Origin of the sequence: Leifsonia sp. 563, from assembly GCF_040545055.1 — a bacterium.
Classification (GTDB): Bacteria; Actinomycetota; Actinomycetes; order Actinomycetales; family Microbacteriaceae; genus Leifsonia.
The window spans coordinates 16,215-42,236 of the sequence record NZ_JBEPLE010000002.1 but is presented as its reverse complement, the minus strand read 5'-3'; the positions used below and the strand labels follow the sequence as shown (position 1 = coordinate 42,236).

At 68.7% G+C, this 26,022-nt stretch carries 23 protein-coding genes; 9 read left to right on the top strand and 14 right to left on the bottom strand.

Features of this window, described 5'->3' with window-relative positions:
- Positions 1 to 6: 6 nt before the first annotated feature.
- The 4 genes from ABIC47_RS07255 to ABIC47_RS07240 form a co-directional block, all read right to left on the bottom strand.
- Positions 7 to 867 (bottom strand): carbohydrate ABC transporter permease, encoded by an 861-nt coding sequence (locus tag ABIC47_RS07255; RefSeq protein ID WP_354478835.1) that lies wholly within the window; start codon positions 865 to 867, stop codon positions 7 to 9.
- Positions 864 to 1,805 (bottom strand): carbohydrate ABC transporter permease, encoded by a 942-nt coding sequence (locus ABIC47_RS07250; RefSeq protein ID WP_354478832.1) that lies wholly within the window; start codon positions 1,803 to 1,805, stop codon positions 864 to 866. The genes ABIC47_RS07255 and ABIC47_RS07250 overlap by 4 nt, the downstream gene beginning before the upstream one ends.
- Before the next feature lie 70 nt (positions 1,806 to 1,875).
- Entirely contained in the window at positions 1,876 to 3,198 is a 1,323-nt protein-coding gene (locus tag ABIC47_RS07245; RefSeq protein ID WP_089880598.1) for an ABC transporter substrate-binding protein, read from the bottom strand.
- A 37-nt stretch (positions 3,199 to 3,235) separates the two neighbouring features.
- Entirely contained in the window at positions 3,236 to 5,371 is a 2,136-nt protein-coding gene (locus tag ABIC47_RS07240; protein ID WP_089880595.1) for a glycoside hydrolase family 36 protein, read from the bottom strand.
- 242 nt (positions 5,372 to 5,613) lie between these two features.
- Between ABIC47_RS07240 and ABIC47_RS07235 the strand changes: the two genes are divergently transcribed.
- On the top strand, positions 5,614 to 8,322 hold the full coding sequence (locus ABIC47_RS07235) for a CBM35 domain-containing protein (RefSeq protein ID WP_354478827.1): 2,709 nt from the start codon (positions 5,614 to 5,616) through the stop codon (positions 8,320 to 8,322).
- A 37-nt stretch (positions 8,323 to 8,359) separates the two neighbouring features.
- On the opposite strand, the gene ABIC47_RS07230 is transcribed toward ABIC47_RS07235, so the two are convergent.
- From ABIC47_RS07230 to chvE, 5 genes are all read right to left on the bottom strand, one after another.
- Positions 8,360 to 9,136: an isocitrate lyase/PEP mutase family protein gene (locus ABIC47_RS07230; protein ID WP_354478824.1), complete on the bottom strand. Its 777-nt coding sequence runs from the start codon at positions 9,134 to 9,136 to the stop codon at positions 8,360 to 8,362.
- A 236-nt stretch (positions 9,137 to 9,372) separates the two neighbouring features.
- Positions 9,373 to 10,284, bottom strand: coding sequence for an NADP-dependent oxidoreductase (locus tag ABIC47_RS07225; RefSeq protein WP_354478821.1), 912 nt, complete (start codon positions 10,282 to 10,284; stop codon positions 9,373 to 9,375).
- Positions 10,285 to 10,293: 9 nt separating this feature from the next.
- Positions 10,294 to 11,469 carry a multiple monosaccharide ABC transporter permease gene (gene mmsB / locus ABIC47_RS07220; protein ID WP_354478818.1) on the bottom strand — a complete coding sequence of 392 codons (1,176 nt, stop codon included), beginning with the start codon at positions 11,467 to 11,469 and terminating at the stop codon, positions 10,294 to 10,296.
- Positions 11,466 to 13,010 (bottom strand): multiple monosaccharide ABC transporter ATP-binding protein, encoded by a 1,545-nt coding sequence (gene mmsA, locus ABIC47_RS07215; protein WP_089880585.1) that lies wholly within the window; start codon positions 13,008 to 13,010, stop codon positions 11,466 to 11,468. The genes mmsB and mmsA overlap by 4 nt, the downstream gene beginning before the upstream one ends.
- A gap of 74 nt (positions 13,011 to 13,084) precedes the next feature.
- A complete protein-coding gene (chvE, locus tag ABIC47_RS07210; protein ID WP_029042853.1) occupies positions 13,085 to 14,206 on the bottom strand; it encodes a multiple monosaccharide ABC transporter substrate-binding protein in 1,122 nt (373 codons plus the stop codon).
- Between the two features lie 318 nt (positions 14,207 to 14,524).
- On the opposite strand from chvE, the gene ABIC47_RS07205 reads away from it, so the two are divergent.
- Together ABIC47_RS07205 and ABIC47_RS07200 are read left to right on the top strand one after the other, a co-directional pair.
- Complete coding sequence (locus ABIC47_RS07205; protein WP_354478813.1) at positions 14,525 to 15,559, top strand: LacI family DNA-binding transcriptional regulator; 1,035 nt, start codon at positions 14,525 to 14,527, stop codon at positions 15,557 to 15,559.
- Positions 15,560 to 15,585: 26 nt separating this feature from the next.
- Positions 15,586 to 17,532 (top strand): potassium transporter Kup, encoded by a 1,947-nt coding sequence (locus tag ABIC47_RS07200; protein ID WP_020075725.1) that lies wholly within the window; start codon positions 15,586 to 15,588, stop codon positions 17,530 to 17,532.
- A gap of 83 nt (positions 17,533 to 17,615) precedes the next feature.
- Here ABIC47_RS07200 and ABIC47_RS07195 read toward each other — a convergent pair whose 3' ends face one another.
- Positions 17,616 to 18,485 (bottom strand): SDR family oxidoreductase, encoded by an 870-nt coding sequence (locus ABIC47_RS07195; RefSeq protein WP_354478809.1) that lies wholly within the window; start codon positions 18,483 to 18,485, stop codon positions 17,616 to 17,618.
- Positions 18,486 to 18,578: 93 nt separating this feature from the next.
- Between ABIC47_RS07195 and ABIC47_RS07190 the strand changes: the two genes are divergently transcribed.
- A complete protein-coding gene (locus tag ABIC47_RS07190) occupies positions 18,579 to 18,974 on the top strand; it encodes a winged helix-turn-helix transcriptional regulator (RefSeq protein WP_354478806.1) in 396 nt (131 codons plus the stop codon).
- Positions 18,975 to 18,995: 21 nt separating this feature from the next.
- Here ABIC47_RS07190 and ABIC47_RS07185 read toward each other — a convergent pair whose 3' ends face one another.
- On the bottom strand, positions 18,996 to 19,898 hold the full coding sequence (locus ABIC47_RS07185) for an alpha/beta hydrolase (protein WP_354478804.1): 903 nt from the start codon (positions 19,896 to 19,898) through the stop codon (positions 18,996 to 18,998).
- A 56-nt stretch (positions 19,899 to 19,954) separates the two neighbouring features.
- Here ABIC47_RS07185 and ABIC47_RS07180 point away from each other — a divergent pair, with 56 nt between their 5' ends.
- The gene (locus ABIC47_RS07180; protein WP_354478801.1) at positions 19,955 to 20,425 is read left to right on the top strand and encodes a MarR family winged helix-turn-helix transcriptional regulator; all 471 of its coding nucleotides are present in this window, start codon (positions 19,955 to 19,957) and stop codon (positions 20,423 to 20,425) included.
- 40 nt (positions 20,426 to 20,465) lie between these two features.
- Here the strand turns inward: ABIC47_RS07180 and ABIC47_RS07175 are convergent, their stop codons facing one another.
- The gene (locus ABIC47_RS07175) at positions 20,466 to 21,002 is read right to left on the bottom strand and encodes a TetR/AcrR family transcriptional regulator (protein ID WP_354478798.1); all 537 of its coding nucleotides are present in this window, start codon (positions 21,000 to 21,002) and stop codon (positions 20,466 to 20,468) included.
- A 104-nt stretch (positions 21,003 to 21,106) separates the two neighbouring features.
- On the opposite strand from ABIC47_RS07175, the gene ABIC47_RS07170 reads away from it, so the two are divergent.
- From ABIC47_RS07170 to ABIC47_RS07155, 4 genes are all read left to right on the top strand, one after another.
- A complete protein-coding gene (locus ABIC47_RS07170; protein WP_354478795.1) occupies positions 21,107 to 22,111 on the top strand; it encodes an amidohydrolase family protein in 1,005 nt (334 codons plus the stop codon).
- 26 nt (positions 22,112 to 22,137) lie between these two features.
- The gene (locus ABIC47_RS07165) at positions 22,138 to 23,007 is read left to right on the top strand and encodes a LysR family transcriptional regulator (protein ID WP_354478792.1); all 870 of its coding nucleotides are present in this window, start codon (positions 22,138 to 22,140) and stop codon (positions 23,005 to 23,007) included.
- Between the two features lie 91 nt (positions 23,008 to 23,098).
- Positions 23,099 to 23,800: a type 1 glutamine amidotransferase domain-containing protein gene (locus ABIC47_RS07160; RefSeq protein ID WP_354478789.1), complete on the top strand. Its 702-nt coding sequence runs from the start codon at positions 23,099 to 23,101 to the stop codon at positions 23,798 to 23,800.
- Between the two features lie 101 nt (positions 23,801 to 23,901).
- Positions 23,902 to 24,888 (top strand): aldo/keto reductase, encoded by a 987-nt coding sequence (locus tag ABIC47_RS07155; protein WP_354478786.1) that lies wholly within the window; start codon positions 23,902 to 23,904, stop codon positions 24,886 to 24,888.
- A gap of 58 nt (positions 24,889 to 24,946) precedes the next feature.
- Here the strand turns inward: ABIC47_RS07155 and ABIC47_RS07150 are convergent, their stop codons facing one another.
- Both ABIC47_RS07150 and ABIC47_RS07145 read right to left on the bottom strand, forming a co-directional pair.
- Positions 24,947 to 25,330 (bottom strand): hypothetical protein, encoded by a 384-nt coding sequence (locus ABIC47_RS07150; protein WP_354478783.1) that lies wholly within the window; start codon positions 25,328 to 25,330, stop codon positions 24,947 to 24,949.
- A gap of 4 nt (positions 25,331 to 25,334) precedes the next feature.
- Positions 25,335 to 25,994 (bottom strand): hypothetical protein, encoded by a 660-nt coding sequence (locus tag ABIC47_RS07145; protein ID WP_354478780.1) that lies wholly within the window; start codon positions 25,992 to 25,994, stop codon positions 25,335 to 25,337.
- Positions 25,995 to 26,022: the final 28 nt, after the last annotated feature.

Sequence of the window (26,022 nt, the reverse complement as noted above, 5' to 3'; positions counted from 1 at the left end):
GCTCCGTCACTTCACGGCCCCGCTGGTGATGCCCGAGATGATGCGGCGCTGCATCACCGTGAAGGTGATCAGCAGCGGAAGGCTCATCAGGATGATGTAGGCGAAGATCAGGTGCCAGTTCTGCAGGTACAGACCGGCGCTGGCGACCTGGTAGAGGTTCAGCGGGAGGGTGTCGAGCCGTCCCCCGACCACGAACAGCGCGTAGAAGACGTCGTTCCAGATGTACAGGCAGATGAGGATCGTCGCCGTCGCGAGCGTCGGGGTCAGGAGCGGCAGGATGACACGGAAGAACACCTTCACCGGGCCGGCGCCGTCCACGCGCGCCGCCTCCTCCAGTTCCACCGGGATGGTGCGGACGAAACCCGTCACGAAGAAGATGACGGTCGACATGTACATGCCCATGTAGACGCCGATCATCCCGACGGCCGTGCCCGCGAGCCCCAGCTGGCGGAGTAGGAGCACGATGGTCACGACGGCGGGCGGGAGCACGATCCCGCTGATGCCGAGCGCGTAGACGAACGATATCGCGCGCCCGCGCCGTCGGCCCAGGATCCACGACGCCATCGCGCCGAGGAGGAGGACGCCGAACACCGACGGCACCATGATGAGCAGGCTGCCGAAGAAGGCGGGGACCATGCGTCCCTGGTCCAGGACGGTCGCGAAGTTCTGCAGCAGGTGCCAGCTGGTCGGCAGCGCCAGGCTGGGGTTGAGGGCCTCGGCCTGGTCTTTTCCCGCGGTCACGACGACCAGCCAGAAGGGGATGCCGAGCAGGAGCACGACCAGCAGGATGGCGACGATCGGCTGGACGACGCGCGACGGCTTCAGGGGCCGGCGGCGACGGCGGGTGGTGGAGGCGAGCGCGCTCACAGCACGTTCTCCCTTCTGCGGAGGAAGTAGATGACCGGGAAGGCCAGGACCGTCACCATGAGGAACAGGGTGAGGCTCATGGTGGTCGCCTGCGCGAACAGTCCCTGCCCGAACGTGCGGAAGATGAAGATGTTGAGCAGCTCGGTCGTTCCACCGGGGCCGCCTCCCGTCGTCGCCTGGACGATGTCGAAGCCGTTCATCGAGCCGAGCAAGGCGGTCGCGACGTTGAACGTCACGGCGGGGGCGAGGAGGGGGAACCGGATGGTGCGGAACGTCGTCCACCAGCCGGCGCCGTCGAGGCGCGCGGCCTCCAGGATGTCCTCGTTGATGGTCTTGAGGCCGGCCAGGTAGATCAGCATGGAGAGGCCCATCCACTTCCACGCGTGGATGAGGGCGACGACCACGATGGTCCAGGTGGTGCTGCCGAGCCAGGCGATGGACACGTGCTGGCCGGTGACGAAGCCGAGGATCTGGTTGAGCGCGCCCTCGGGCTTCAGCATCGCCTGGAAGATGTAGCCGACGGCGAGCGCCGACATCACGACGGGGACGAAGAAGGCGACGCGCGCGAAGCGGTTGATCGGGGTGTCGCGCTCCAGCACGAGCGCGAGGACCAGGCCGAACACGTTCTGGAACACGGCGACGAGGATGGCGTAGACGAGCGTGATCCGGAGGTCGTTCAGCAGGCTGCCGTTGGTGAAGAGAGCCGCGAAGTTGTCGGTGCCGACGAAGCCGATGTCGCTGTGGAAGCTGGACCAGTTCGTGAACGCGTACACGAAGTTGAAGATCGTCGGGACGAAGAAGAAGACGATCAGGACGAGGAGCGCGGGCACCAGGAACCAAGCAGGGTGGTCCTGCCGTCGGCGGCCTCGCGGTCGCGGCGCACTCGGGCGGGCCGTCGGCGCGGCCGCGCGGGCGGGCGGGGCGAGTTGGGCGGTCACGGTGTCTGCCTTTCTGCGAGTGGTCGGGGAGCGCCGGGGCGGGTGGGGAGTCCGCCCCGGCGCCCGTCGGCTAGAAGCCCTTGACTCCCTGCGCCTTCGCGAGCTGTGCGAACTGCGCCTGTGTCGCCTCTGCCACCTGGACCGGGGTCTTGGTCCCTTGGATCATGTCGGCGAGGTTCAGGTACAGGTCGGGGTTCGCGACGGCGAGCGCCTGCATCGAACCGACCGACCCGTCGAGGGATGCCGCCACATCGGTGAGGGCGGTGGGGACGCTGCTGGGGGTGTCGACGCCCTTGATCAGGGACACGGTCGACTGCGCCTTCACGAAGTCGGCGTACCCGTCTCCGAGCCAGTAGCTGAGGAACTGGCGGGCGGCGGCCTCCCGCTTGCTGTCACCCGTCTTGAAGGCGACGAGGGCGTTCGACTGATCCGGGATGTACGTGCCGACGTTGCCCTTCGGCGAGATCGGGAAGAATCCGATCTTCTTGTTCAGCTCCTCGGTATTGGAGGTGGCCTGCAGTTCGCCGAAGAATGAGTTGACCTGCATCGCCATGGCCGCCTTTCCGCCGAGCAGGGCGTTCCCCTGGTCGACGAATGTCGCGGTCTTGATGTCGGCGTTGAACAGCCCCTGCTGGATCAGCTTCTGATAGTTGTCGATCGCGCCCTGGATGGTCGGGTCGGTGAACTTCTCCTCGTTCTTGTTCACCTTGTCCCAGAGGCCGTCCTTGGCGGCGTCGGCCAGCTGCGCCTGCACCCACCACTGGGTGGCCCACTTGTCGCCGCCCATCTCGTAGAAGGGGTCGACTCCCTTGGCCTTCAGCTGCTCGGCCAGGGCGATGAACTCGTCCCAGTTCTTCGGGGTGGCGGTGATCCCGTTCTTCGAGAACACCTCCTTGTTGTAGTAGACGCCGATGACGGCCGGGGTGGTCACCAGGGCGGCGTAGCGCGTGCCGTCCAGCGTGCCCGTCATGTCGGCCAGGTTGCCGGTGTAGTTCTTCACCCACGGAGCGCCCTCCAGCGACTGCAGGTTCTGCGTCGCGTTGAGCGCCGTGAGCTCGGAAGCCGTGGGCTGCCAGAAGGCGAGGTCTGGCTTGTCACCCGTCGCGACCTTGGTCTGTACGCCCTGCTCGTACGGGTCGGGGATGGTGACGACCTTCACCTTCGCGCCGGTCAGTTTTTCGAAGCCCGTGATCACGCTCTCGGGGGTCTTGTTCGAGTTCTGCGCGGCCCAGATGGTGAGGTCGACGCCGTCGAGTTTGGTGTCCTGCGCCGGCCACGACGCGCTGCCCGCGCTGCCGCCTCCGGATCCGGGGTCGCTGCACCCCGACAGCACGAGCGCCGCGGCGGCGGCGATGGCCGCGATCGAGGCGGCTCCCTTCCAAGCGATCTTCATTGAACTGCTCTCCTTGAGTGACGTAGCGACGGTAGCGCTACTGGGTTCGGGTTGCGGAATGCGGTGCGGACGCGATGTTCGTCGCGGCCTGGAGGCGGAGGACCCGCGCGCCGACCTCGCCGGTGGGGCTGGTGACGGTGAGTTCTCCTGTCCCCGCGTCCCAGTGGGTCTCCCAGTCGGGAAGGGATCGCGGGAAGACGGTCGAGACCGTGAGCTCCCGTCCGGCGAACGCCGGAAGGGAGAGCCGGGTCTCGGGTGTCGCCGGGTCGCGGTTCCAGACGGTCACCAGGGCGCCGTCGTCGATCGCGAGCCCCAGCGAGGTCCACCCTGCGTCCCAGGTGGGGATGCCGAGCGGCCAGAAGGGGGTGGATGCGGTGAGCTCGCCGCGCAGCTGCTTGGCGACCCCGACCGCGTCGGCGACGAGCGCCAGTCGCTCGGCGTCCATCCGCGCCAGATGCCCGGACACGTAGTAGCGGCCGAGGAGTCCGGTGGCGAGGCAGAAGGCGACCTCCTCCATCGTCATCTCCGGCTGCGGATACGCCCAGCTCGCCGCCTGCTCCGGCAGCATCGCCGCGGGCGCGCTCGCCGCGATCGGCGGGTACTTGAGGAAGTCCTGCTGGTCGGAGGTGGACTGCATCTGCAGCCGGGAGAGCATGGCGTAGTCGGAGCGCATCGCCCCGGAACCGCAGTTCTCGAGCACGAGACCGGGGTGGCGGTCGAGCACGCCGTCGAGCCAGTCGAGGTGGGCGCGGTTGTGGGCCAGCAGTCCGGCGCCGACGCTGTCCGCATCCCGATCCGTCCCCGGCCCCGGGTTGATGTTGTAGTCGAGTTTGAAGAAGCCGATCCCGAACTCGTGCACGAGCCGGTCGACGACGGAGTCCAGGTGCTCGCGCGCCGCCGGATGGCGGAGGTCGAGGTGGTAGCGGTGGTGCTCGACCACGCGCTCGCCTTTGCGCTGCAGGAAGGCGCCGTCGGGCAGACGGTCGGCCATCGGGCTGTTCACCCCGATGACCTCGGGCTCGAGCCAGAGGCCGGGCACCATCCCGGCGTCTCGGATGTGGTCGATGACCTCCGAGAGCCCGCCGGGGAAACGTGTGGTGCTCGGCATCCACTCCCCCACGGTGTCCCACCATTCGCCGCTGTCGTCGTACCAACCCGCGTCGATGCAGAACACTTCGGCGCCGACGCGGGAGGCCGCGTCGATGAGCGGGAGCAGCTTCTCCGTCGTCGGGTCGCCGTTCAGGGTGTTCATGTAGTCGTTGAAGACGACGGGCATCGCGCTGTTGTCGGGATGGGGCCGCCGGTGTGCGCGCCGGTAGGCGGTCAGCTGGCCGATCGCCGACGTGACGTCGCGGGCGAGAGCCAGGGCGACGGTGACCGTGGTGAACGACTCGCCGGGCCGGAGTTCCTCGCTCCACTGGTGGTCGGTGTCGGTGGGCCCGGAGAGGGCGAGATAGCCGCTCGCGGTGTCCTCCCCCAGCTCCCAGCGCCAGGCGCCGTTGTGCTCGATCTGCCAGGCCCAGGCGGCTCCGAGCCGCGTCGACCGCACCGCGGCGACGGGCAGGTGCTTGCCGGTGGACCAGGTGCCGGAGGAGATCACGCTGAACTCTCCGCGCGGGTTGTGGTTGGTCAGCTGCTGTTCGAGGCGCGGGAAGCGGACGCCGTTGAGCGGCTCGCGCACCCACCGTCCTTCGCCCAGCCAGTCACTGAGCGCGTGGTAGACCTCCCACTCGCGGATGCTGCTGCGGCCGTTGCCGCCGAGATAGAGCGCGAGCGATGGGATGGAGCGGAGCACGACGGGTTCGTGACCGTCGTTGAGGACGGTGGCAGACGAGCGGAGCACCGACAGGCCGTCGGTGAGTTCGAGGAGCAGCTCGATGCGGAGGCCGGTCTGTACGTGGTCGAGCCGGACCCGCAGGGCCGATCCGGTGGCGGTGGCCGCCTCGTCGTGGCCGGCATAGCGGAGGTCGTGCCCGATCGCCGTGTGGACCAGCCGATCGCTGGCGAGCGAGTGCCCCTGGTTGACCGCGAGCACGTCGACCAGCGGAAGCCCCGCGGGCATGTCGAGCCGCAACCCGTCGTGCTCGACCGCGGCGATTCGGGGTGCGGAGTCGGCGGACCATTCGATCTCGACGGTCAGCTTCTCGGTGCCCCAGCTCAGGCGGTCGGTCATCGGTCTCCTCGTCATCGTGGATGGTGGCGGCCGGCTGCCGCGTCGGTTCATGATAGCGCTATCAGACCGCTGCGCAAGTCTTTTTCTGATAGCGCTATCAGCGCCACGGTCATTGGGCGATATGGATACTTGCAAGCCTTGGCGATATCGCTATCATGATAGCGGTTTCAGAGTGGCGCTCCACGGTGGAGACCCGACGCGAGCCCGGAACCGTCCAACCGATCCGTACGAAGGAGTACCGCGTGAACGGAACACACCGCAGGCGCCGCCTGCGCAGCATCCTCCCGCCCTCGATCGCCATCACTGCCGGGCTCGCCCTCGCGGTGAGCGGCCTCTCGGCCCTTCCCGCCGGCGCCGCCGGCGTCGACCACCTCGGTGTCGACTTCTCCCAGACCACCGGCGCCTTCCGGGGTGGCGCCACCGGCACGCTCTACGGCCTCGGCGACGACGGGGTTCCGAGCCAGTCCGTCCTGAACGGCGCCCACATCACCAACACGTCGCAGAAGCCGCCCTTCGGTGCTCAGCATCCCAACGGCGACGCGCTGCAGGTCGAGTCGTCCTTCTTCGCCGGCGGAGGCCAGGACCTCTACGTCTACGCGCAGGACATGTATCCGGACTGGCCCTACAACAGCGGCACACGGCCGGGCGACGCGAACGGCGACGGGGTCTGGGACTACCTCCCCATCCTCAAGAAGGTCGTCGAGGACGTCGCGACGACGTCGAAGCATCCCGAGAAGTACGTCTTCATCCCGTTCAACGAACCCGACGGCGGCAACTGGTACCCGAACTGGTCGACGCAGAAGGACCAGTTCCTCGCCGACTGGTCGGCCGCCTACCAGGTGATCCAGGGCGTCTACGCCGAGCACGGCCTCGGGCACGCCCGCGTCGGGGGCCCGGGCGATTCCGTCTGGCACCCCGACCGGAGCGCCGACTTCCTCGCCTACGCCAAAGCGCACTCCGAACTCCCGGACATCTTCATCTGGCACGAACTCGGCACGAACAATCTGGCAACCTTCCGAGGCCACCACGACGAGTACACGGCACTGCTCCAGCGGCTAGGTATCGCGCCCATCCCCGTCAACATCACCGAGTTCGGGATGCTGCGCGACATGGGCGTGCCCGGCCAGCTCATCCAGTGGATCTCGATGTTCGAGAGCGAGAAGGTCGACGCGCAGACGGCGTACTGGAACTACGCGGGCAACCTCTCCGACAACTCCTCGCGCAACAACGGCGCGAACGGCGGATGGTGGATGTTCAACTGGTACGGCGACCTCGCCGGCTCCACGACCGCGCAGGTCACCCCGCCGAAGCTGAACACGCCGGACTCCCTCCAGGGCCTCGCCGCCATCGACACCGGTGCTCGCACGGCCACCGTGCTGTTCGGCGGAGGATCCTCGGACGTGGCGGTCGACGTGAAGGGACTCGACGCATCCACCTTCGGCTCGACCGTCGACGTGCGCGTCCGCGCCGACCGCCTCAATGGCGCGGAGGGCGCCTCGCTCCAGCCTCCGGTGATCCTGTCGACGACCGCGGAGGTCACAGACGGCCGGCTCTCGGTGAACGTTCCGAACAGTGACCGGTACTCGGCGTACCAGCTGGAGATCACGCCGCGACTCACCGATCCGCAACCCATGTCGGCAGACCTGGTGAACAGCACGGAGGCCGAGAACGCGACTCTCGCGGACGCGACCGTCTACACGCAGGACCCGTCGCGCGAGTGGTCCTTCATGGCTTCTGGCGGCAAGGACGTCGGCTCGTTCAACCGCGCGGGCTCCTCCGCGACCTGGAACGTGACCGTGCCGACGACCGGCAACTACCGGCTGTCAGTGCTCAGCGGCACGAACGCGTCGCCCGGGCAGCACGCGCTGTTCGTCGACGGCGCCTTCGGCCAGCTGGTGAAGTACTCCGCCGATCTCGGCTGGGGATACCGCGGGACGGCGGATGCCACGATCCACCTGACCGCGGGCACTCACGCTCTGTCGCTGCGGGCGAGCGTCGACGGGACGACCCTACTTCCGGGTGCGGACATCACGCTCGACCGGTTCGACCTCCACGACGTCACCTCGGGTGAGCGGGCGACGTACCCGGCCGTCGACGCCCGCCTCTCCGGCGGGGCGACCCTCTCCTGGAAGCAGCCGGCCGCGCGGGGCTACGCCTCGGTGACGGGCGACGGCGCCGCCACCTTCTACGCGACCACTGCGGAGACGGGCTACTACGACGTGACGACGCACTTCGCGTCGACGGGTCGCGGGGCGACACCCTCCCTGGTCGTGAACGGCCGGACGGTGGCCCTTCCGGCCTCCACCGGGCCGGGCGTCTTCGATGCGACCGTGCGGCTGTTCCTCCCGCAGGGAGTGAACGAGCTCACCGTCCGCGCGACGGCGGGCACCGTGCTCGTCGGCGATGTGTCGACGATCCGGGGTGCGGCGCAGAAGGCGGCCGACGCGGATGCGGCTCTCGTCTTCCGCAGCGAGGCCGAGGCTCTCCCTCTGTCCGGCGCTGCGGTCGCGCAGACCGACCCGGCCGGCTCGAACGGTTCCGCGGATGCGCAGGGCGTGGTCCGCCACGTCGGCTACCTCGGAAACGGCCCGGCGAACACGCTGACCGTGCCGCGGCCGAGCGGCTTCGCGGCGGGCGACTACCAGCTGGTGCTCCGCGCAGCCAACGCCGACAAGTCGGCGGCGATCAATTACAACCCGCAGGTGATCAGCCGTTTCCTGGATGTGACGGAGGCCGGCGGAGCCACCACCCGCGCCGCTTTCCGCCACAACTACTCGTGGAGCAGCTATTGGGACAAGACGGTCCCGTTGACGCTCTCGACCGACGGCGGCGCGCTGACCCTGGGCAACGCCACGGCGTACGGGCCGAACGTCGACACTGTCACATTGGCGAAGTTCGTCGGTGCGGCACCGTCGATCGCGAAGCGCCAGACCGGGCTCGGTGCGAAGTAGCCGGCACCGGGAACAGACGACGGGCGGCGTCGGAGCCTCACGGCTCCGGCGCCGCTCGCGCGAAGTCGATTAGCCGCTGCTGCGCCTCCGCGTAGGAGGTCGCGGTCGGGAGGTCACGGCCGTCCCGCACGGCCGCCGCGACATCCACTGCCGCGTCGATCGCGACCCGGTACGGCAGGGAGCCGGTGCTCACCCGTCGCACCCCCAGCTCACCGAGGCGGTCGAGGCCGAGGCCCGGCACGACGAGCACGTTGAGGGGAAGCGTGATGGCCGCCGCCAGCTGCTCGATCGTCGCCGGGTCCGAGACGCCCGGCACGAAGATGCCATCCGCTCCGGCGTCGGCGTACCGCTTCGCCCGCTCGGCGACGGCGTCGACGGTCGCTTCCTCGTGAAACCAGTAGGAGTCGACGCGCGCGTTGACGAACACGTCGGGTGCGCTCCGCGTGACCGCCGCGATCTTGGCCGCGGGGATGGCGGGGTCCACGAGATGACCGCCGGCGGAGTCCTCCAGGTTCACACCCGCGACGCCCAGGCCTGCGACGAGGTCGGCGACCTCCTCCGGGTCGTCGCTGAAGCCGTCTTCGATATCGGCCGAGATGTACGCCGGGAGCGCGGTGATCCGCTCGACAAGGGCGAGCGTCGCCTCCCGGCCCGCACCCTCCGCGTCCGGGCGGCCCGATGCCGCGTTCACGCCGAAGCTCGTCGTGCCGATCGCCGGGAAGCCCGCCGCGGCGAAGGCGATCGCCGACCCCACATCCCAGGCGTTGGGCAGAAGGAGCGGCCGGTCGCCGCGATGGAGTTCGTGGAACGTCATCGGCTCCCCCTCACGGGACGCGCTGGAAAGCCGTACCGGCCCTCACCATCACGGGGCGAGGATAGCCCGCCGAGGGCAGCGGCGGCGATCCCCTCCTCCGCGGGAAAGGAGGAGATCTCGGGTGCTCGGCGCGTGCCGGCGCCCAACGGAGGTGATTCGCGGGCGCGCGCGGCGCAGACCCTCCGTCTGCGCCGCTCCGGAGTGACGGAGACGGAGGAGATGCGGGATGGCCGGCCCTAGTCCGCCACCCTCACGATCGTCTTGCCGTTCCGCGAACCGCGGCCGGCGAACGCGGCGGGGGCGCCGTCCAGCTCGACGACGTCCCCGATGAAGCTGCGCAACGCGCCGGCACGGACGCGGGCGACCAGCTGCTCCAGCTCGACGCGGCTCGGTTCCACGACGAAGAACAGTGCCGTGACGTCGGGCCGCTCCGACGCGGGCGGCGCGGCGATCGTGACGAACCGGCCGCCCGGTCGCACCAGCCCCAGGGCCCGGGCACCGACGTCGCCGCCGAGCACGTCGACGACCAGGTCCACGGATCCTGCCGTATCGAGCTCCTCCGTGTCCACGAACACGTGGGCGCCGGCTTCGGTCGCACGATCGCGGTGACCCGCCCGCCCGGCGCCGATGACGACCGCACCGGCCTCGCGCGCGAGCTGGACGACGAGCGATCCGACGCCTCCCGCGGCTCCGGTGACGAGCACCGTCTGTCCCGCCTGGATGCCGCCGTGCTGGAACAGCGCCTGCCAGGCGGTGAGACCGGAGATCGGGAGGCTCGCCGCGGTCACGAAGTCCACATCGGCCGGCAGCGGGGCCAGGTTCCTGGCCTCCACCGCGACGAACTCGGCCAGCGTTCCGTCGCGCGCCCAGTCGGCCAGCCCGAACACGCGCTGACCCACGGTCAGGCCGGTCGTGCCGTACCCGAGCCCGGTCACGACGCCCGCGAGCTCGTGCCCGGGGATGGCCGGGGTGCGGTCGTGGCCGGCCCGGTCCGTCCAGGTGGCCGGCCACTCCAGCTCGCCCGGGGTGAACCCGGCGGCGTGCACGCGGACGATGACATCGTTCTCGGCCGCGTGCGGCGCCGGGCGTTCCTCCACTCTCATTCCCGCGACTCCAGCGGCGGGATCGCTGACGGTGATCGCCTTCATGCCGGAAGGTTACTGCCCGACGGACCGCCGCTTGTTGTAGACGTCGAACGCGACCGCGGCGAGCAGGACCAGGCCCTTGATGAGCAACTGGTAGTCGCTGTCGATACCGAGGATCGACATGCCGTTGTTCAGCACGCCGATGATCAGACCACCGATGATGGCGCCGGTCACCGTTCCGATACCGCCCGTGACCGCCGCGCCACCGATGAAGACGGCGGAGATCGCATCCAGCTCGAACCCGTTGCCCGCGCTGGGGCTCGCCAGGTTCAGGCCCGCCGTGAACACGAGACCGGCGACGGCCGACAGCACGCCCATGTTGACGAACAGCAGGAAGGTGACGCGTTTGGTCTTGACGCCGGAGAGGGCGGCAGCGGCCAGGTTGCCGCCGATCGCGTAGATATGGCGGCCGAACACGGAGCGGTTCATGATCGCCGAGTAGCCGACGACCAGCACGGCCAGGATGATCAGCACGATCGGAGTGCCGTTGTAGCTGGCGAGCAGCACCGTCATCACGAGCACCAGGGCGATCAGGAAGACGAGCTTCACCACGAACCACCACAGCGGCTCGTCCTCGAGGTCGTACTTGCGCCGGACGGCGCGCTGGCGAAGCGATGACACCAGGATCGCGATGCTCGCGAGCAGACCGAGGATCATCGTCAGCGGCTCGTAGCCTGTGGTGCCGAACGCCGGCAGGAAGCCGGAACCGATCGCGCGGAACTCCTTCGGGAAGAACGAGATCTGCTGGTTGCCCAGAGCGATCTGCGCCGCGCCACGGAACGCGAGCATGCCGGCCAGGGTGACGATGAAGGCCGGAATGCCGAAGTACGCGATCCAGAACCCCTGCCACGCTCCCACGAGGGCTCCGAGCACCAGGCAGAACACGATCGCGAGCGGCCACGGCAGGTGCCATTCGGAGATGAACACACCCGCCATCGCCCCGATGAACGCCACGACACTCCCCACCGACAGGTCGATGTGGCCGGCGATGATGACCATCACCATGCCGATCGCGAGGATGAGGATGTAGCTGTTCTGCACGATCAGGTTCGACACGTTGATCGGCGCGAGGGTGATGCCGCCCGTCGCGATCTGGAAGAAGATCACGATGGCGATCAGGGTGATGAACAGCCCGATCTGACGCAGCTGGCTGGTCAGGTAGCTGAGGGCTTTCGTGAGCGATTTCATGCGGTGTTCTTCTCGCGTTCCTGGGTCATGAATTGCATGAGGTATTCGGCGGTTGCCTTCTCGCGCGGGACGTCGGCGGTGATGCGGCCCTCGCTCAGGGTGTAGATGCGGTCGCAGATGCCGAGCAGCTCCGGCAGCTCGGAGGAGATGACGATGATGCCCTTCCCCTGGTCCGCGAGCCGGTCGATGATCGTGTAGATCTCGTACTTCGCGCCGACGTCGATGCCGCGCGTGGGCTCGTCGAGGATGAGCACATCCGGGTCGGCGTACATCCACTTCGACAGCACGACCTTCTGCTGGTTGCCGCCGGACAGCTTCCCGGTGAGCGTCAGCACGTTCGGCGTCTTGATGTTCATCGTGCGGCGGTACTCCTCCGCCACCAGCGACTCCCGCTGGTCGTTGACGAACTTGAACCAGTTGACGAGCTTGTCGAGCGCGGCGATGGAGATGTTGCGCTGGATGTTGTCGATCAGGTTGAGCCCGAAGTGCTTGCGGTCCTCGGTCGAGTAGGCGATGCCGTTGGCGATCGCCTTGGACACCGTGCTGACCGAGATCTGCTGGCCGCGCTTGTAGACGCGCCCGCTGATCCCGACCCCGTAGCTGCGGCCGAAGATGCTCATCGCGAGCTCGGTACGACCAGCGCCCATGAGGCCCGCGATGCCGACGATCTCGCCGGCGCGCACGTGGAAGCTGACGTTGTCGACCACCGTGCGCGTGCGGTCGAGCGGGTGGTGGACGGTCCAGTCCTCGACCCGGAGCAGCTCCTCGCCGATGTGGGGCACGTGGTCGGGGAAGCGGCTCGCCACATCCCGGCCCACCATCCCCTTGATGATGCGCTCCTCGCTGGTGCCCTCTGTGCCCATCTCGAGCGTCTCGATCGTGCGGCCGTCGCGGATGATGGTCACCCGGTCGGCGATCGCCTTGATCTCGTTGAGCTTGTGGCTGATGATGATCGCCGTGATCCCGTGCGACTGGAGCTGACGGATCAGGTCGAGGAGGTGCGCGGAGTCCTCGTCGTTGAGCGCCGCGGTGGGCTCGTCGAGGATGAGGATCTTCACCTCCTTGGACAGCGCCTTGGCGATCTCGACCAGCTGCTGCTTGCCGACGCCGATGTCCTTGATCTTGGTGATCGGGTTGTCGTGGAGACCCACCCGGGCGAGCAGCTTGGCCGCCTCCAGGTTCGTCTCGTTCCAGTCGATGAACCCGCGCTTCTGCCGCTCGTTGCCGAGGTAGATGTTCTCGGCGATCGACAGGTAGGGCGACAGCGCCAGCTCCTGGTGGATGATGACGATGCCGGCCGCTTCGGAGTCGTTGATCGATCGGAACTCGACGGGTTCGCCGTTCATGACGATCTCGCCCTCGAAGGTCCCGTGCGGGTACACCCCCGAGAGCACCTTCATGAGCGTGGACTTGCCTGCGCCGTTCTCGCCGCAGATCGCGTGGACGGATCCCTCCTCGACGCTGATCGAGACATCCTGCAGCGCCTTGACGCCGGGGAAGGACTTCGAGATGTTGCGCATCTCGAGAATCGTGTTGGCCATGGTCTCCCTTGCTTGGCAAATGAGGCCCGGGCCGGCGGCGTTGTCACCGACCGGCCCGGACCGTCAGGCCGGACCTACTGAAGGTCGGACTCCTTGTAGTAGCCGCTGTCGACCAGGATCTCCTTGTAGTTGTCCTTGGTGACGACGACCGGCTGGAACAGGTAACTCGGGACGACCTTGACCTTGTTGTCGTAGCTCTTGGTGTCGTTCACCTCGGGCTTCTTGCCGGAGAGCAGGTCGTTGGCCATCTTGGCGGCCTCGTTCGCCAGCTTGCGGGTGTCCTTGTAGATCGTCGAGTACTGCGTTCCCGCGATGATCTGCTTCACGCTGGCGACCTCGGCGTCCTGACCGGTGATGATCGGGAGCTTCTTGCCGCCGGACCCGTAACCTGCGCCCTCGAGCGCGCTCAGGATGCCGTCGGAGAGACCGTCGTAGGGCGAGAGCACGCCCTGCACCTCGGTGCCGGTGGAGTACGACTTGGCGATGAGGTCCTGCATGCGGGCCTTGGCCGTCGCCGGGTCCCAGCGCAGGATCGCGACCTGGTTGAAGTTGGTCTGCCCGCTCTTGACGACCAGGGTGCCGTCGGCGATGTACGGCTTCAGGGTGTCCATCGCGCCGTTGTAGAAGAAGGTCGCGTTGTTGTCGTCGGGGCTTCCGGCGAAGACCTCGATGTTGAACGGGCCCTTCTGCCCGGTCGGCTTGCCGTCCTTGTCGAGGACTCCGAGGCCGGTGAGGAGTGAGTTGGCCTGGTAGACGCCGACCTTGTAGTTGTCGAACGACACGTAGTAGTCGACGTTCTTGTCGCCGGTGAGCAGTCGGTCGTACGAGATGACCTTGATGCCCGCCTTGGCGGCCGCGTCGAGCTGATCGGTGAGCGATCCACCGTCGATGGAGGCGATGATGAGCACCTTGGCGCCCTTGGTGATCATCGTGTTGACCTGCTGCACCTGGGTCGGGATGTCGTTGTTGGCGTACTCGAGGTCGACCTTGTAGCCGTTCTTCTGCAGGTCCGACTTGACCGCATTGCCGTCCGCGATCCAGCGTTCGGACACCTTCGTCGGCATCGCGACGCCGACCAGCGCGCCCTTGTTGTCGGTGCTCGACCCTGTTCCGCCGCCACGGCCTCCGGTGCACGCGGCGAGCGCGACGGCGATGCCGAGCGCGGCCGCAGCGAGTGCCACTTTCCTGAACTTCACTGTGATTCCTTTCGAGCGGTGAGGCGACCCGTGCGCCCACTGCGCACGAGCTCGCCGAGCTCGGAACTGTCACGCGTCCCCGTCGCAGCGTGCGACGGGGAGCTGCAGGAACGGCCGCTGCTGTGCGGCCCGATTGCTGCTGTCATGTGCGACTCCCTCGTCGTATGCTGGTCCGTACGCGATATATGTGACCGGTCCCAGAACGGGTTAGACGTTATGACCTGAGCCGGGCGTCAGTCAAGTGCTCCGCGGAAAAATATGATGAACACGTTCACCGAGCGTGGCAGCGCAGCCGCTCTCGCCGACGAGACAGGATGCATGGACAAGCACCCACCCGACGAGCAGCGCGCGCTCTCCATCCGGGACATCGCCCGGCTGGCCGGTGTGTCGCGTCAGACCGTGTCCCGGGTGCTGAACGGCGAGCGCTACATCAAGGCCTCCACCGAGGCGCAGGTGCGGAAGGTCATCGAGGAGCACTCCTGGCGGCCGAACAGCGCGGCGCGGGCGCTGGCCACCTCCCGCTCGAAGACGATCGGGCTGCTGGTCTCCGCCCGCTCGCACTACGGACCGTTCAGCGCGGCCGCGGCGATCGATGAGGCGGCGCGCGCACGCGGCTACGCCATCCTCTCGGCCACCCTCGCCCGCGAGGACGACGCCGCGATCTCGGAGGCGCTCGACGCGTTCGCTGCGCAGGGAGTGGACGGCGTCGTCGTGATCGCACCGCAGCAGCGCGCCCACGAGGCGCTCCAGCGTGTGGCCGTGCGGGTTCCCTTCGTGAGCATGCACTGGAAGGACGACAGCGACGGCCGTGTCGCGGCATTCGACCAGGAGGCGGGAGCACGGCTCGCGACACGGCACCTGATCGAGCTCGGCCACACCCGCATCCGGCATCTCGCCGGCCCGCAGGACTGGAACGAGGCGGAGGACCGCATGAACGGCTTCCTCGCCGAGCTCTCGGACCACGACCTGCCGGCGACCGCGCCGGTCCTCGGCGACTGGACGGCCGACCTAGGCTACGAGGTCGGACTGAAGCTGCTCGACCATCCCGATTTCACGGCGGTGTTCGCCTCCAACGACCAGATGGCGCTCGGCCTCATGCACGCCGCCGCCGACCTGGGGCTCTCCATCCCGGGCGACCTCAGCATCGTCGGCTTCGACGACATCCCGGAGGCGAAGCACTTCGCGCCGCCGCTGACGACCATCCGCCAGGACTTCGCCTGGCTCGGCGCGCACGCGATCGACGTGCTGGTCACGCAGATCGAGGGAGGGGATGCGTCGACGATCGCGGCGGAGTACCCGATCCCGCAGTTGGTGGTCCGGCAGAGCACCGCGCCGCCGCGTGTGCCCGGCTGACGCGGAATCGGCGTACCGTTGCCGGAGTGCGAGAGTTCGTAGCGCCGCCGACGGCGCACGCGGGTGCGCCCGCGGGTGCGCCTCACCATCCGCGCGCGCTGGCGGCCGCCGCCCTCGCCGCACTCGGCGTCGTGTTCGGCGACATCGGCACCAGTCCGCTCTACGCACTGAAGACGGTGTTCCTGCTCGACGGCGGTGCGGTGCGTCCGAACCAGGACGACGTCTTCGGGGTGATCTCGCTGATGTTCTGGAGCATCACGATCATCGTGTCGATCAAGTACCTCGGCATCCTGATGCGCGCCGACAACGACGGCGAGGGCGGGGTCATGGCGCTGGCCGCCCTGGCGCAGCGGCTCTACGCGAGCCGAGCGGGCAAGGCAGGCATCCTGCTCGTGATCGGCATCGTCGGGGTGTCGCTGTTCTACGGCGACTCGATCATCACGCCGGCGATCTCGGTGCTGTCGGCCGTCGAAGGTCTGCACGTGACCATCCCGGCGATCTCGCACCTGGTCATCCCGATCGCCGCGGTGATCATCGTCGTCCTGTTCGCCGTCCAGCGGTTCGGGACGGGCAAGGTCGGCGTGCTGTTCGGGCCGGTCATGGTGCTGTGGTTCGTCGTGATGGCGGTGGCCGGCGTCGTGATGGTGGTGCAGTATCCGGCTGTCCTCCTCGGCCTGTCGCCCACCTACGCCGTCGTCTTCATCGTCTCCCACCCGACCATCTCGTTCATCGCTTTGGGTGCGGTGGTGCTCGTGATCACCGGTGCGGAGGCCCTCTACGCTGACATGGGCCATTTCGGCCGCTCCCCCATCCGCCGGGCCTGGTTCGTGCTCGTCTTCCCCGCGCTGACGCTGAACTACCTGGGGCAGGCCGCGCTGATCCTCCACGACCCCGCCGCGCGCAGCAACCCGTTCTTCCTGCTCTTCCCCGAGTGGAGCAGGCTGCCCGTCGTCATCCTGGCCACGGCAGCGACCGTGATCGCGAGCCAGGCCGTCATCTCGGGCGCCTACTCGCTGTCGCGGCAGGCCGTCCAGCTCGGGTTGCTCCCGCCGCTCACGATCCGGCAGACGTCGGAGCGCGAGGGCGGCCAGATCTACCTGCCGGCAGTCAACATCCTGCTCTTCATCGGCGTGATGGCCGTCATGCTCGCGTTCGGATCGTCCGACCGGCTGTCCACCGCGTACGGGATCTCGGTCACGGGCGCCCTGGTCGTCGACACCCTGCTGCTGCTCCTCGTCGCCAAGCCGCTCTGGAACTGGGCGCCGTGGAAGATGATCCTCGCCGCCGTCGCGTTCGGCGGGCTCGAGCTCGCGTTCCTCGCCGGCAACCTCTCCAAGATCATCAACGGCGGGTGGGTGCCGTTGCTCATCGCTGCGGCCGTCATCCTGGTGATGACGACGTGGCGCCGCGGACGCCAGCTGGTGCAGCAGGACCGCAAGCGAAAGGAGGGATCGCTCTCCGAGTTCATCGACAACCTGCGCGAGCAGAACCTCCCCCGGGTGCCCGGCGTCGCCGTGTTCCCGCACCCCAACAAAGACACGACCCCGCTCGCTCTGCGGGCGAACGTCAAGCACAACCACGTCCTCCACGAGCACGTGATCATCGTGTCGATCAGCACGGCGCAGGTGCCGCACGTACCGACCTCGGAGGCGTTCACGTACGACGACCTCGGGTACGCCGACGACGGCATCGAGCACCTCAGCATCAGGTTCGGCTTCTCGGACAAGCCGGACATCCCGCGCGCGCTGCGTGCCGCCTGCCGCGCGGGCGCACTGCCGCTCGACCCCTCGGACTTCCCGCGTGCGTCGTACTTCATCTCGCGGGGCGCCATTCGCACCACCCGGACGAAGGGGATGGTGCGGTGGCGCAGATCGCTGTTCGTCGCGCTGGCGCACAACGCCGCCGACCCCGCCGCCCGCTTCGGCCTGCCGCCGCTCCGGACGGTGACGATGGGCAGCGACGTCGAGATCTGAGCCGCGATTCGTGCCGAATGTGCGTTTTGCGGGCGCGTAAGCGCACATTCGGCACGAATCTGCCCGACGGGAAAGGGATGCGACTACGCCGCGGCCTCTGAGCGCGACTCCGCGAGGCCCTGCGCGAGGGGCGTGGTCGGGCGGCCGATCAGGTCGGCCAGCGTGCTGCGCACGTCGGCCAGCTCCCCGTCGCGGATGTTGCCGTCGAGCGCGACGACGAAGCCGGCCGTGCCCTCGTCGAGTCCCGCCTCGGTGAGGATGCGCGTGTGCTCCTCCGGCGAGACCGACCGGTAGACGACCTCACGTCCCACCAGCTCGCCGATCGTGGACGCCAGCTCGTCGAACGTCCAGGCGGTGTCGCCGCTCAGCTCGTAGACCGCATCCTCGTGGCCCGGGGTCATCAGCGCGACGGCCGCGGCCTCCGCGTAGTCCTTGCGGGAGGCACTGGCGACCCGTCCCTCGCCCGCGCTGCCGACGATCTCGCCGGTCGCGGCGGCCTGGTCGATCAGGCCGGTGTAGTTCTCGGTGTACCAGTTGTTGCGGAGGATCGTCACGGGCAGCGACGACGCGGTGAGCAGTTCCTCGGTCGCCTTGTGCTCCGGCGCCAGCACGAGCGCCCCGTCGGTCGCGTGCGGTGCGCTCGTGTAGACGAGCCGGCCGACGCCCGCGGCCTCGGCGGCTTCGATCGCATTGCGGTGCTGCTGAACCCGCTTTCCCACCTCCGAGCCGGACACGATCAGCACGGCGTCCGCACCGGCGAAGGCCTCCGTGAGCGTCTCGGGCTTCTCGAAGTCGATGACGGCGGTCTGGACGCCCCGCGCTGCGAGCGGGGCGAGCCGCTCGGCGGAACGGCCGGCCGCGCGGATGTCGGAGGCGGCGACGCCGCGGGCGAGCAGGGAGTCGACGGTGAGGCGGCCGAGGTGGCCGGTGGCGCCGGTGACGACGATGGTCATGATGGGTTCCTTTCGATCGGACATCGGAGGCAACTCATCTCCGCATCCATTACTTCCCCATCGCAGGTACCCACTTTTTGGTAAGTTACTGACGTGGACACCAGTCTTGCGTCACTCAACGGCTTCGGCTTCACCGACGGCGTGCTCCCATCGGCGTGCCCGACCCGGATCGTCCTCAACCACGTCACCAGCACCTGGGGTGTGCTGGTGCTCGTGGCGCTCTCGCAGAGCGACCTTCGCTGGGGGGAGCTGCGCCGGACGGTGCAGGGCATCAGCGAGAAGATGCTGGCGCAGACGCTCCGCACCCTCGAGGCCGACGGCTTCGTGCTCCGCACGGCGCAGCCGACCATCCCGCCCCGGGTGGACTACAGCCTCACCGCCCGCGGGCACGAGCTGACCGAGCACCTGCTGCCCCTGATGACGTGGATCGCGGCGAACGCCGACGACATCCTCGCCGACGAGGAAGCCGAGCAGCCCCAGCAGGCCTGATCCCGACGACTCTCGGTACGGTCAGCGGGTGCGCAGCCGCTGCGTGATGAACAACACCGCCCGGTCGACGGCTTCGTCCGCCTCGTCGAGCATCCCCACGAAGGCCGGGAAGACGTGGGGGACGTCCGCGACCACATCGAGGATCACGTCGACGTCCGCCTCTCGCGCCCGGTCGGCGAGCCGCACGGAGTCGTCGAGCAGCAGCTCGTTGGTGCCGACCTGCAGCAGCATCGGCGGGAACCCGCTCAGGTCGCCGACGATCGCGGGGGCGAGCAGCGGCTGGTGCGGATCCTGGCCGTCGAGGTAGAGCTCGCCGGTGCGGCGCATCCCCTCGGCGGTGAAGAAGGGATCGATCCCCTCCTTCGTCGCCATCGACCCTCCGGAGCGCGTGTGGTCGAGCCCCGGCGAGAAGGCGACGATGCCCGCCGGGACCGGGAGACCCGCATCCCGCGCCGCGAGGGTCGTCGTGACCGCCAGCCCTCCGCCCGCGGAGTCGCCGGCCAGCACGATCGACGCGGCGTCGGCGCCGTCGTCCAGCAGGGCCCGATAGGCGGACAGGCAGTCGTCGATCGCCGCGGGGAAGGGATGCTCGGGCGCGAGTCGGTAGTCGAGGGAGAGCGCCCGCACCCCGGTCCGCTCGACCAGATGCGCCGTCAGCGCCATCGCCGTCTCCGGCGAACCGAGCGAGAACGAGCCTCCGTGGAAGTAGAGGATCGTGCCGGCGCGCTGCCCCGTCGACGGCTCCACGAGGACCGCCGGTCGGCCGGCCACCTCGGTGGGGGTCCGGCGGACGGAGGAGGGGATGGGGAACTGGCTCATCAGCCGGGCGAAGCCCTCTCGCATGCTCTCGACCGAGGCCGGTCCGTCCGGCTGCGGCGCCTCCCGCAACTGCCGGTCGAGTGCTCGTCGCTGTTCCCTGCTCATGTTCTCTCCTCGTCGCCAACTACTTGCCGCGGCATGTATCTCATAGAATGTATGCCGTGGCAACTAAAAGTGCAACCGATGGCCTCATCCAGCTGTTCGACGACCTGGTCCGGTGCGAGACGCGGCTGTACAACGCGATCGGCGAGACACTGCGCCGAGAGCACGGCATCGCGACCTCGCAATACGAGTTCCTCCGCTACTTCCGCGACCACCCCGGCTCCCGCATCGCGGATGTCGCCACGAACTTCGCCGCGGGGATCGGCGCGATCAGCAAAGGTGTCGACCGCCTCGAAGCCCGCGGCTGGGTCACCCGCCATCCGAATCCGGCGGACGGGCGCTCCTCCCTGGTCAGCCTCACGCCCGCGGGCGCGGACCTGGTCGCCGAAGCCGAGAGCACGTTCCGCGAGCGCCTCGCCGAACTCGTGTCCCCCGCGATGACGCCGTCGGACATCGATGCGACTGGCCCGGTCCTCGCGCGGCTCCGCACCGCACTGGAGAGCAGCCGGGTCGGACTGCCGGTCGGCTAGCCGAGCAGGTCAGCTCGCTCCGGGATCGACCGGCGCGCCGTCAGGTGAGCGGTGCAAGCCAGGTGGCCGTCAGGTCCGCGATCCGAGCCTCATCGGCGTCCTTCAGCGGCGCGAGGTCGAGGAAGTGCCGGGCGATGGTGACGCCGAGGATGCTCGAGACGATCGCCGCCGCGCGCAGCTCGGCGTCGTCACCCGAGAACGTGCGGGCCAGGTTCTCGGTGCGCTCCTGGAGATACTCGCGCATCACCGCAGCCGCCTCGGCGGAGGTGAGCATCGACCGCATGAGCGCTTTGGTCGCAGGCGACAGGTCCGTCAACCGGGCCTCGAGCACCTCCGCCAGGTGGGCCGGCACCCCTTCGGCCGTGAGATCGGCGGCCGGGCGGACGGCGAGCGCGAACAGCCCCTGCTTGGAGCCGTAGTGCTGCAGCACCAGGGACGGATCCACGCCGGCGCGTCGCGCGATGCCCCGGATGGTCGCTCCTTCTGCGCCATGCGCACCGAACTCGGCCTGGGCGGCCTCGAGGATCCGGGCGGCGGTCGCGGCGCGGCGTTCGGCGCGCGAGGGGGAGGCGTCCATGCGTTCACTCTACAGGCGGTGAGCGAATGTGCTACCGTCACTCAACAGGCGATGAGCGAATCGCTCTGAGCGCCCGGACTTCGAGAACACAGACAGGAGATGCCATGAGCGGGACCACGCAGGCCACGACCCCAGGTCTGGTCGGCATCGAGGAGCACTGGACCTTCGACGGGATCGATGCAGCACTCCGCGCGCAGCCGCTCGGACTCCGCGACGAGAGCCTCGCACTCAACGACCACGGCGGTGCGCGAGGCCGGCTCGCCGACGTGGACGCCGACAGGATGGCGACGATGGATGCGCAGGGCGTCGCGCTGCAGGTGCTGTCGCTGGCGCCGCCCGGAGCACAGGGCCTCTCGAGGGCGGATGCCGCGGTGCTCAGCCGCGAGGCCAACGACGCTGCGGCCTCGATCGTGAGCGCGCATCCCGACCGGTTCCGGGCGATGGCGACCCTGCCGCTGGCCGACCCCGCGAGCGCGGCCGGGGAGCTCGAACGGGCATCCACCCGCGGCCTCACCGGCGCAATGGTCTACGGCCGCACCGGCGATATCCTGCTCGACGACCCCCGCTTCGACGACCTCTGGGCGGTCGCCGCCCGGCTACGGCAGCCGATCTTCATCCACCCGCAGATCCCGCCGGCCTCCGTTCGCGCCGCCAGCTACAGCGGTTTCGGCGACATCGCCGACCTCGCCCTCGCCACCTTCGGGTGGGGCTGGCACCTCGAAGCGGGCACGGCGGCCCTCCGGCTGATGACACGCGGCGTGCTCGATCGGCACCCCGACCTGCAGCTCGTTCTCGGCCACTGGGGCGAACTGCTCCTGTTCTGGCACCAGCGGGCGGACGGACTCGCGCGCGCCGCCGGGCTCGAGCGGTCGATCACCGAATACCTGCAGCAGAACGTCTGGATCACGGCATCCGGGATGCTGGACCCGGCCATGCTCCACCATGCGCTCGCGGTGACGACGCCGGACCGCATTCTGTTCTCCACCGACTACCCGTTCCAGCTTCCGACCTCCGACGAGATCGAGGTCTTCCTCGATGCGTTGCCCGACGAGACCGCTCGGGACGCGTTCGCATCCGGCAACGCGAGAGCCCTGTTCGGCATCGGATGACACCCGCCGTCGCATAGGGTGACCCCGTGACCAGCCAGAGCCTCGACCACCTGCGCACGTTCGTGACGGTGTGGCGGACCGGCTCGCTGACCCGCGCCGCCGACCTGCTGGGCATTTCGCAGCCGACCGTCTCCGCGCACATCCATGCGCTGGAGCGGTCGCTCGGATACGCCGTCTTCACCCGGGGGCCGGCCGGCGTCTCGGCCACACCCAAAGGCACCGAGCTGGCCCGCGAGGTGGCCGCGCACCTCGACGCGATCGAGGATGCCACCGCCGGGGCCGGCGCGCCCGGCCCGCCGCGTCGATCGGTGCACATCGGCGGCGCTGCCGACATCCTCTCCCTGCTGGTCCTGCCGCGCATCGCCGAGGCGCGGGACGAGGTGGATGCGACCCTGCGGTTCGTGTTCGGCCTCGCCGACGACCTGCTCGACCAGCTGGCCGCTCGATCCCTCGACATCGTCGTGAGCGCGGTGCCCCCGCGCCGCCGCGGCATCACCAGCGTTCCCGTGTACGACGAGGAGTTCGTGCTGGTGGCAGCGCCGCGGTGGACGGGCACGACATTCGACGAGGTGCCCGTGGTCGCGTACGCCGAGAACCTGCCGATCATCCGGCGCTACTGGCGCAGCGAGTTCGGGAAGCGGCCGGAACCCGCGACGATCGCGGCGATCATCCCGGATCTCCGCGGCATCCGCTCGGCCGTGCTCGCCGGCGCCGGCCTCTCCGTCCTCCCCCGCTACCTCGTGGAGGGCGACCTGGCGGAGGGATCGCTGGTCGCCCTCCACTCCCCCGAGGTGCCGCCGCTCAACACGCTGTACCTGGCGACGCGCGGTCGGGAGTGGGAGAGGGATGCGCAACTCGGCGCCGCGGCGGAGTTCCTCCGGCGCTGCCTGCGGTGACCATCCCAAGATTTCCGATGCCCGGGTGCGGTCGCACCGATCGGGAGCGACCGCGGCGGGCCGCGACAATCGGGGAGTCGAAAGGACCCCCATGTCGAACATCCTGATGGTCGTGACCGCGGCCGACTCCTTGACCCTCGCGGACGGCTCCGCGCATCCCACCGGCTTCTGGGCCGAAGAGCTGGTCGTCGCGCACCGCGACCTGACGGCTGCGGGGCACACGATCACCATCGCGACGCCCGGCGGCCGCATCCCGACCGTCGACCCCGGATCGCTCACGGTCGAGATCGTCGGCGACCAGGCGAAGGTCGACGACTTCCGCGCCTACCTCGCCCAGATCGCGGACGACCTGGCGCATCCTCTCGCGCTCGACTCGGCGGTCGCCGCCGACTACGACGCGGTCGTGCTGCCGGGCGGCCACGGCCCGATGGCCGACCTGGCGTTCGATGCCGCACTCGGCTCCCTCCTGACCGAGGCGGATGCGCGCGGGACGCTGATCGCGCCCTTCTGCCACGGCCCCGCCGGCCTGCTCAGCGCCGTCGACGCGTCCGGCGCGTTCGCCTTCGCCGGCCGGCGCCTGACGGTCTTCACGGACGAGGAGGAGCGCACGGGCGGTCTGGGCGAGAACACCCCGTGGCTCGTCGCCTCGACCCTGCGCGAGCGCGGTGCGCTCGTCGAGGACGGCGACGCGTGGACCTCGCACGTCGTTCGGGACGGCAATCTGATCAGCGGCCAGAACCCGCAGTCGAGCGAGGCGGTCGCGAAGGCGCTGGTGGAGGCGCTCGCCTCCTGACACGCGCATGCTGACACGCGCATCGTGACGGCGCGGTACCGCGGGTGCATCGCATCCGCGGTACCGTTGCTCCGCACCCCCGCCGATCAGGAGCCTGCCGCATGACCTTCGTCGCCGATCCCGCCCGCTACGACTCCATGCCCTACCGGCGCGCCGGCCGCAGCGGACTGCTGCTGCCCCCGCTGTCGCTCGGGCTCTGGCAGAACTTCGGGAGCACCCGCTCCTTCGAGACGCAGCGCGCGATCGTGCTCCGGGCGTTCGACGCGGGGATCACGCACTTCGACCTGGCGAACAACTACGGGCCTCCCCCTGGCGCCGCCGAGGAGGTGTTCGGCCGCATCCTCGCCACCGATCTGAAGGCGCACCGGGACGAGATCGTCGTCTCCACCAAAGCCGGTTACCTGATGTGGCCCGGCCCGTACGGCGACCACGGATCGCGCAAGTACCTCCTGTCGTCGCTCGACCAGAGCCTCACGCGCCTCGGACTCGACTACGTCGACGTCTTCTACCACCACCGGCCCGACCTCGAGACACCGCTCGAGGAGTCGATGGGTGCCCTCACCACCGCCGTCGAGCGAGGCAAAGCGCTCTACCCCGCGATCTCGAACTACGGCGCAGAACGCACCACCGCGGCAGCCGCCCTGCTGTCCGGTTCCGGCACGCCGTTGCTGCTGCACCAGCCGCGCTACTCCCTCTTCGACCGCTCGCCCGAAAACGACGTGCTGGATGCGGTCGAGCAGGCGGCCGCCGCGGCCATCGTGTTCTCGCCGCTCGCCCAGGGCCTCCTGACCGACCGCTACCTCGGCGGGGTGCCGGAGGGATCGCGCGCGGTCACCAGCGCCTTCCTCCACGAGTCCGACCTCACCGAGGACGTCCTCGCCCGGGTGCGTGCCCTCAACGACATCGCCGCCGGGCGTGGCCAGACGCTCGCCCAGCTCGCCCTGCAGTGGGTGCTCCGCAACCCGGTCGTCGTCTCGGCGATCATCGGTGCGAGCAGCGTGCAGCAGCTGGAGCAGAACCTCGGCGCGCTCGACGGCCCGGAGCTGACGGACGACGTGCTCGTCGCGATCGACGCGGCGCTGGGCTGACGAGGCGGGCGCCCAGAAGCCGGTCTGACCTGAGCGAGATGGCGCCGAGCGCAACAGACTACTCGGCTGGGAGATCCGAGAGCATGGCAGAAAACCACTCGGTTGTCATCGAAATTTCTTCATCATCGCCGTTCGGCTCAAGTACGCAGAGCCAGACCCTCACGAGTCGACCCTCGCGGCTTGATACATCCTGGCCGGGAGGATACTTCTTGAGAAACGACCAGGCGAGCTCCTTGGCCGCCATCAGCTGAGCGGGGTCGCCACCTGCCCCATACCAGTACCGGTGGGCCACCTCCCGGACAGGGACGACTTCTGCGGGTACCGGAAACTGTTCGAGTCGAGCAGTGAGCACCCGCATCAACCCGATCCACAGCGACGAATGGTGTCGTGACGCAAGGGTGTGTGCTTCCGCGACCAAGTCCTCGGGTTTCACTTCGCCCACTGTCCTACTCAAGCGGATTCGGCACCCGTCGTAGCCGCGTTTCGGTCGTGAGCCCGTCTTCGGGGATGGAGGGATCAACCCACTGGGCGCCCGCGTTCAACCACCGCGCCCGAAAGCGAGTCACACCCTCCGCCGTCGCGTCTTGGTAGCCATACTCCACGCCACAGCACGGGCAGGATTCCCACGATGGATCCACGCCGCTGTTGCCCCAGGGAGGTTCTGGGGATTCGTATCCACAGACTCGACAGTATGCATTCTCGCCCTCTTTGCCCGGCTGCCACGATTCGAGGAGTGGGCGAAGAGCGAAGCCGAACGTGCGGGCCTGAACGCGCATCTCGCCCCAGTCGCCCTCGAGGTCATAGTGCTCACCCGAGCGTGTCAGGGAATCGATATTGCCGTAGTCGATTTCACCCGATGCATCCACGGTTGGAGGTCTCATCGCACTCCATTCGACGCCGCTGACATCCCCGAAGGTGAGGGTGGCTGGTCGATAGCAGTGTGCCTGCCCCGGCGTCGGTGGGCGGTATTCGGGGTGGTGCCGCATGAGAACTGCCTCCAGCTCGAACTCAATCCGTCCTGGCACGACTTCGATGGAAAGCACCCAGCTGTCTTCGAGATAGATCGCCTCCAGTCCAGGAAGCCTGCTGTACGGTTCGTTGTTCATGGCAAATCCCATTCGATCGGCACGCGGT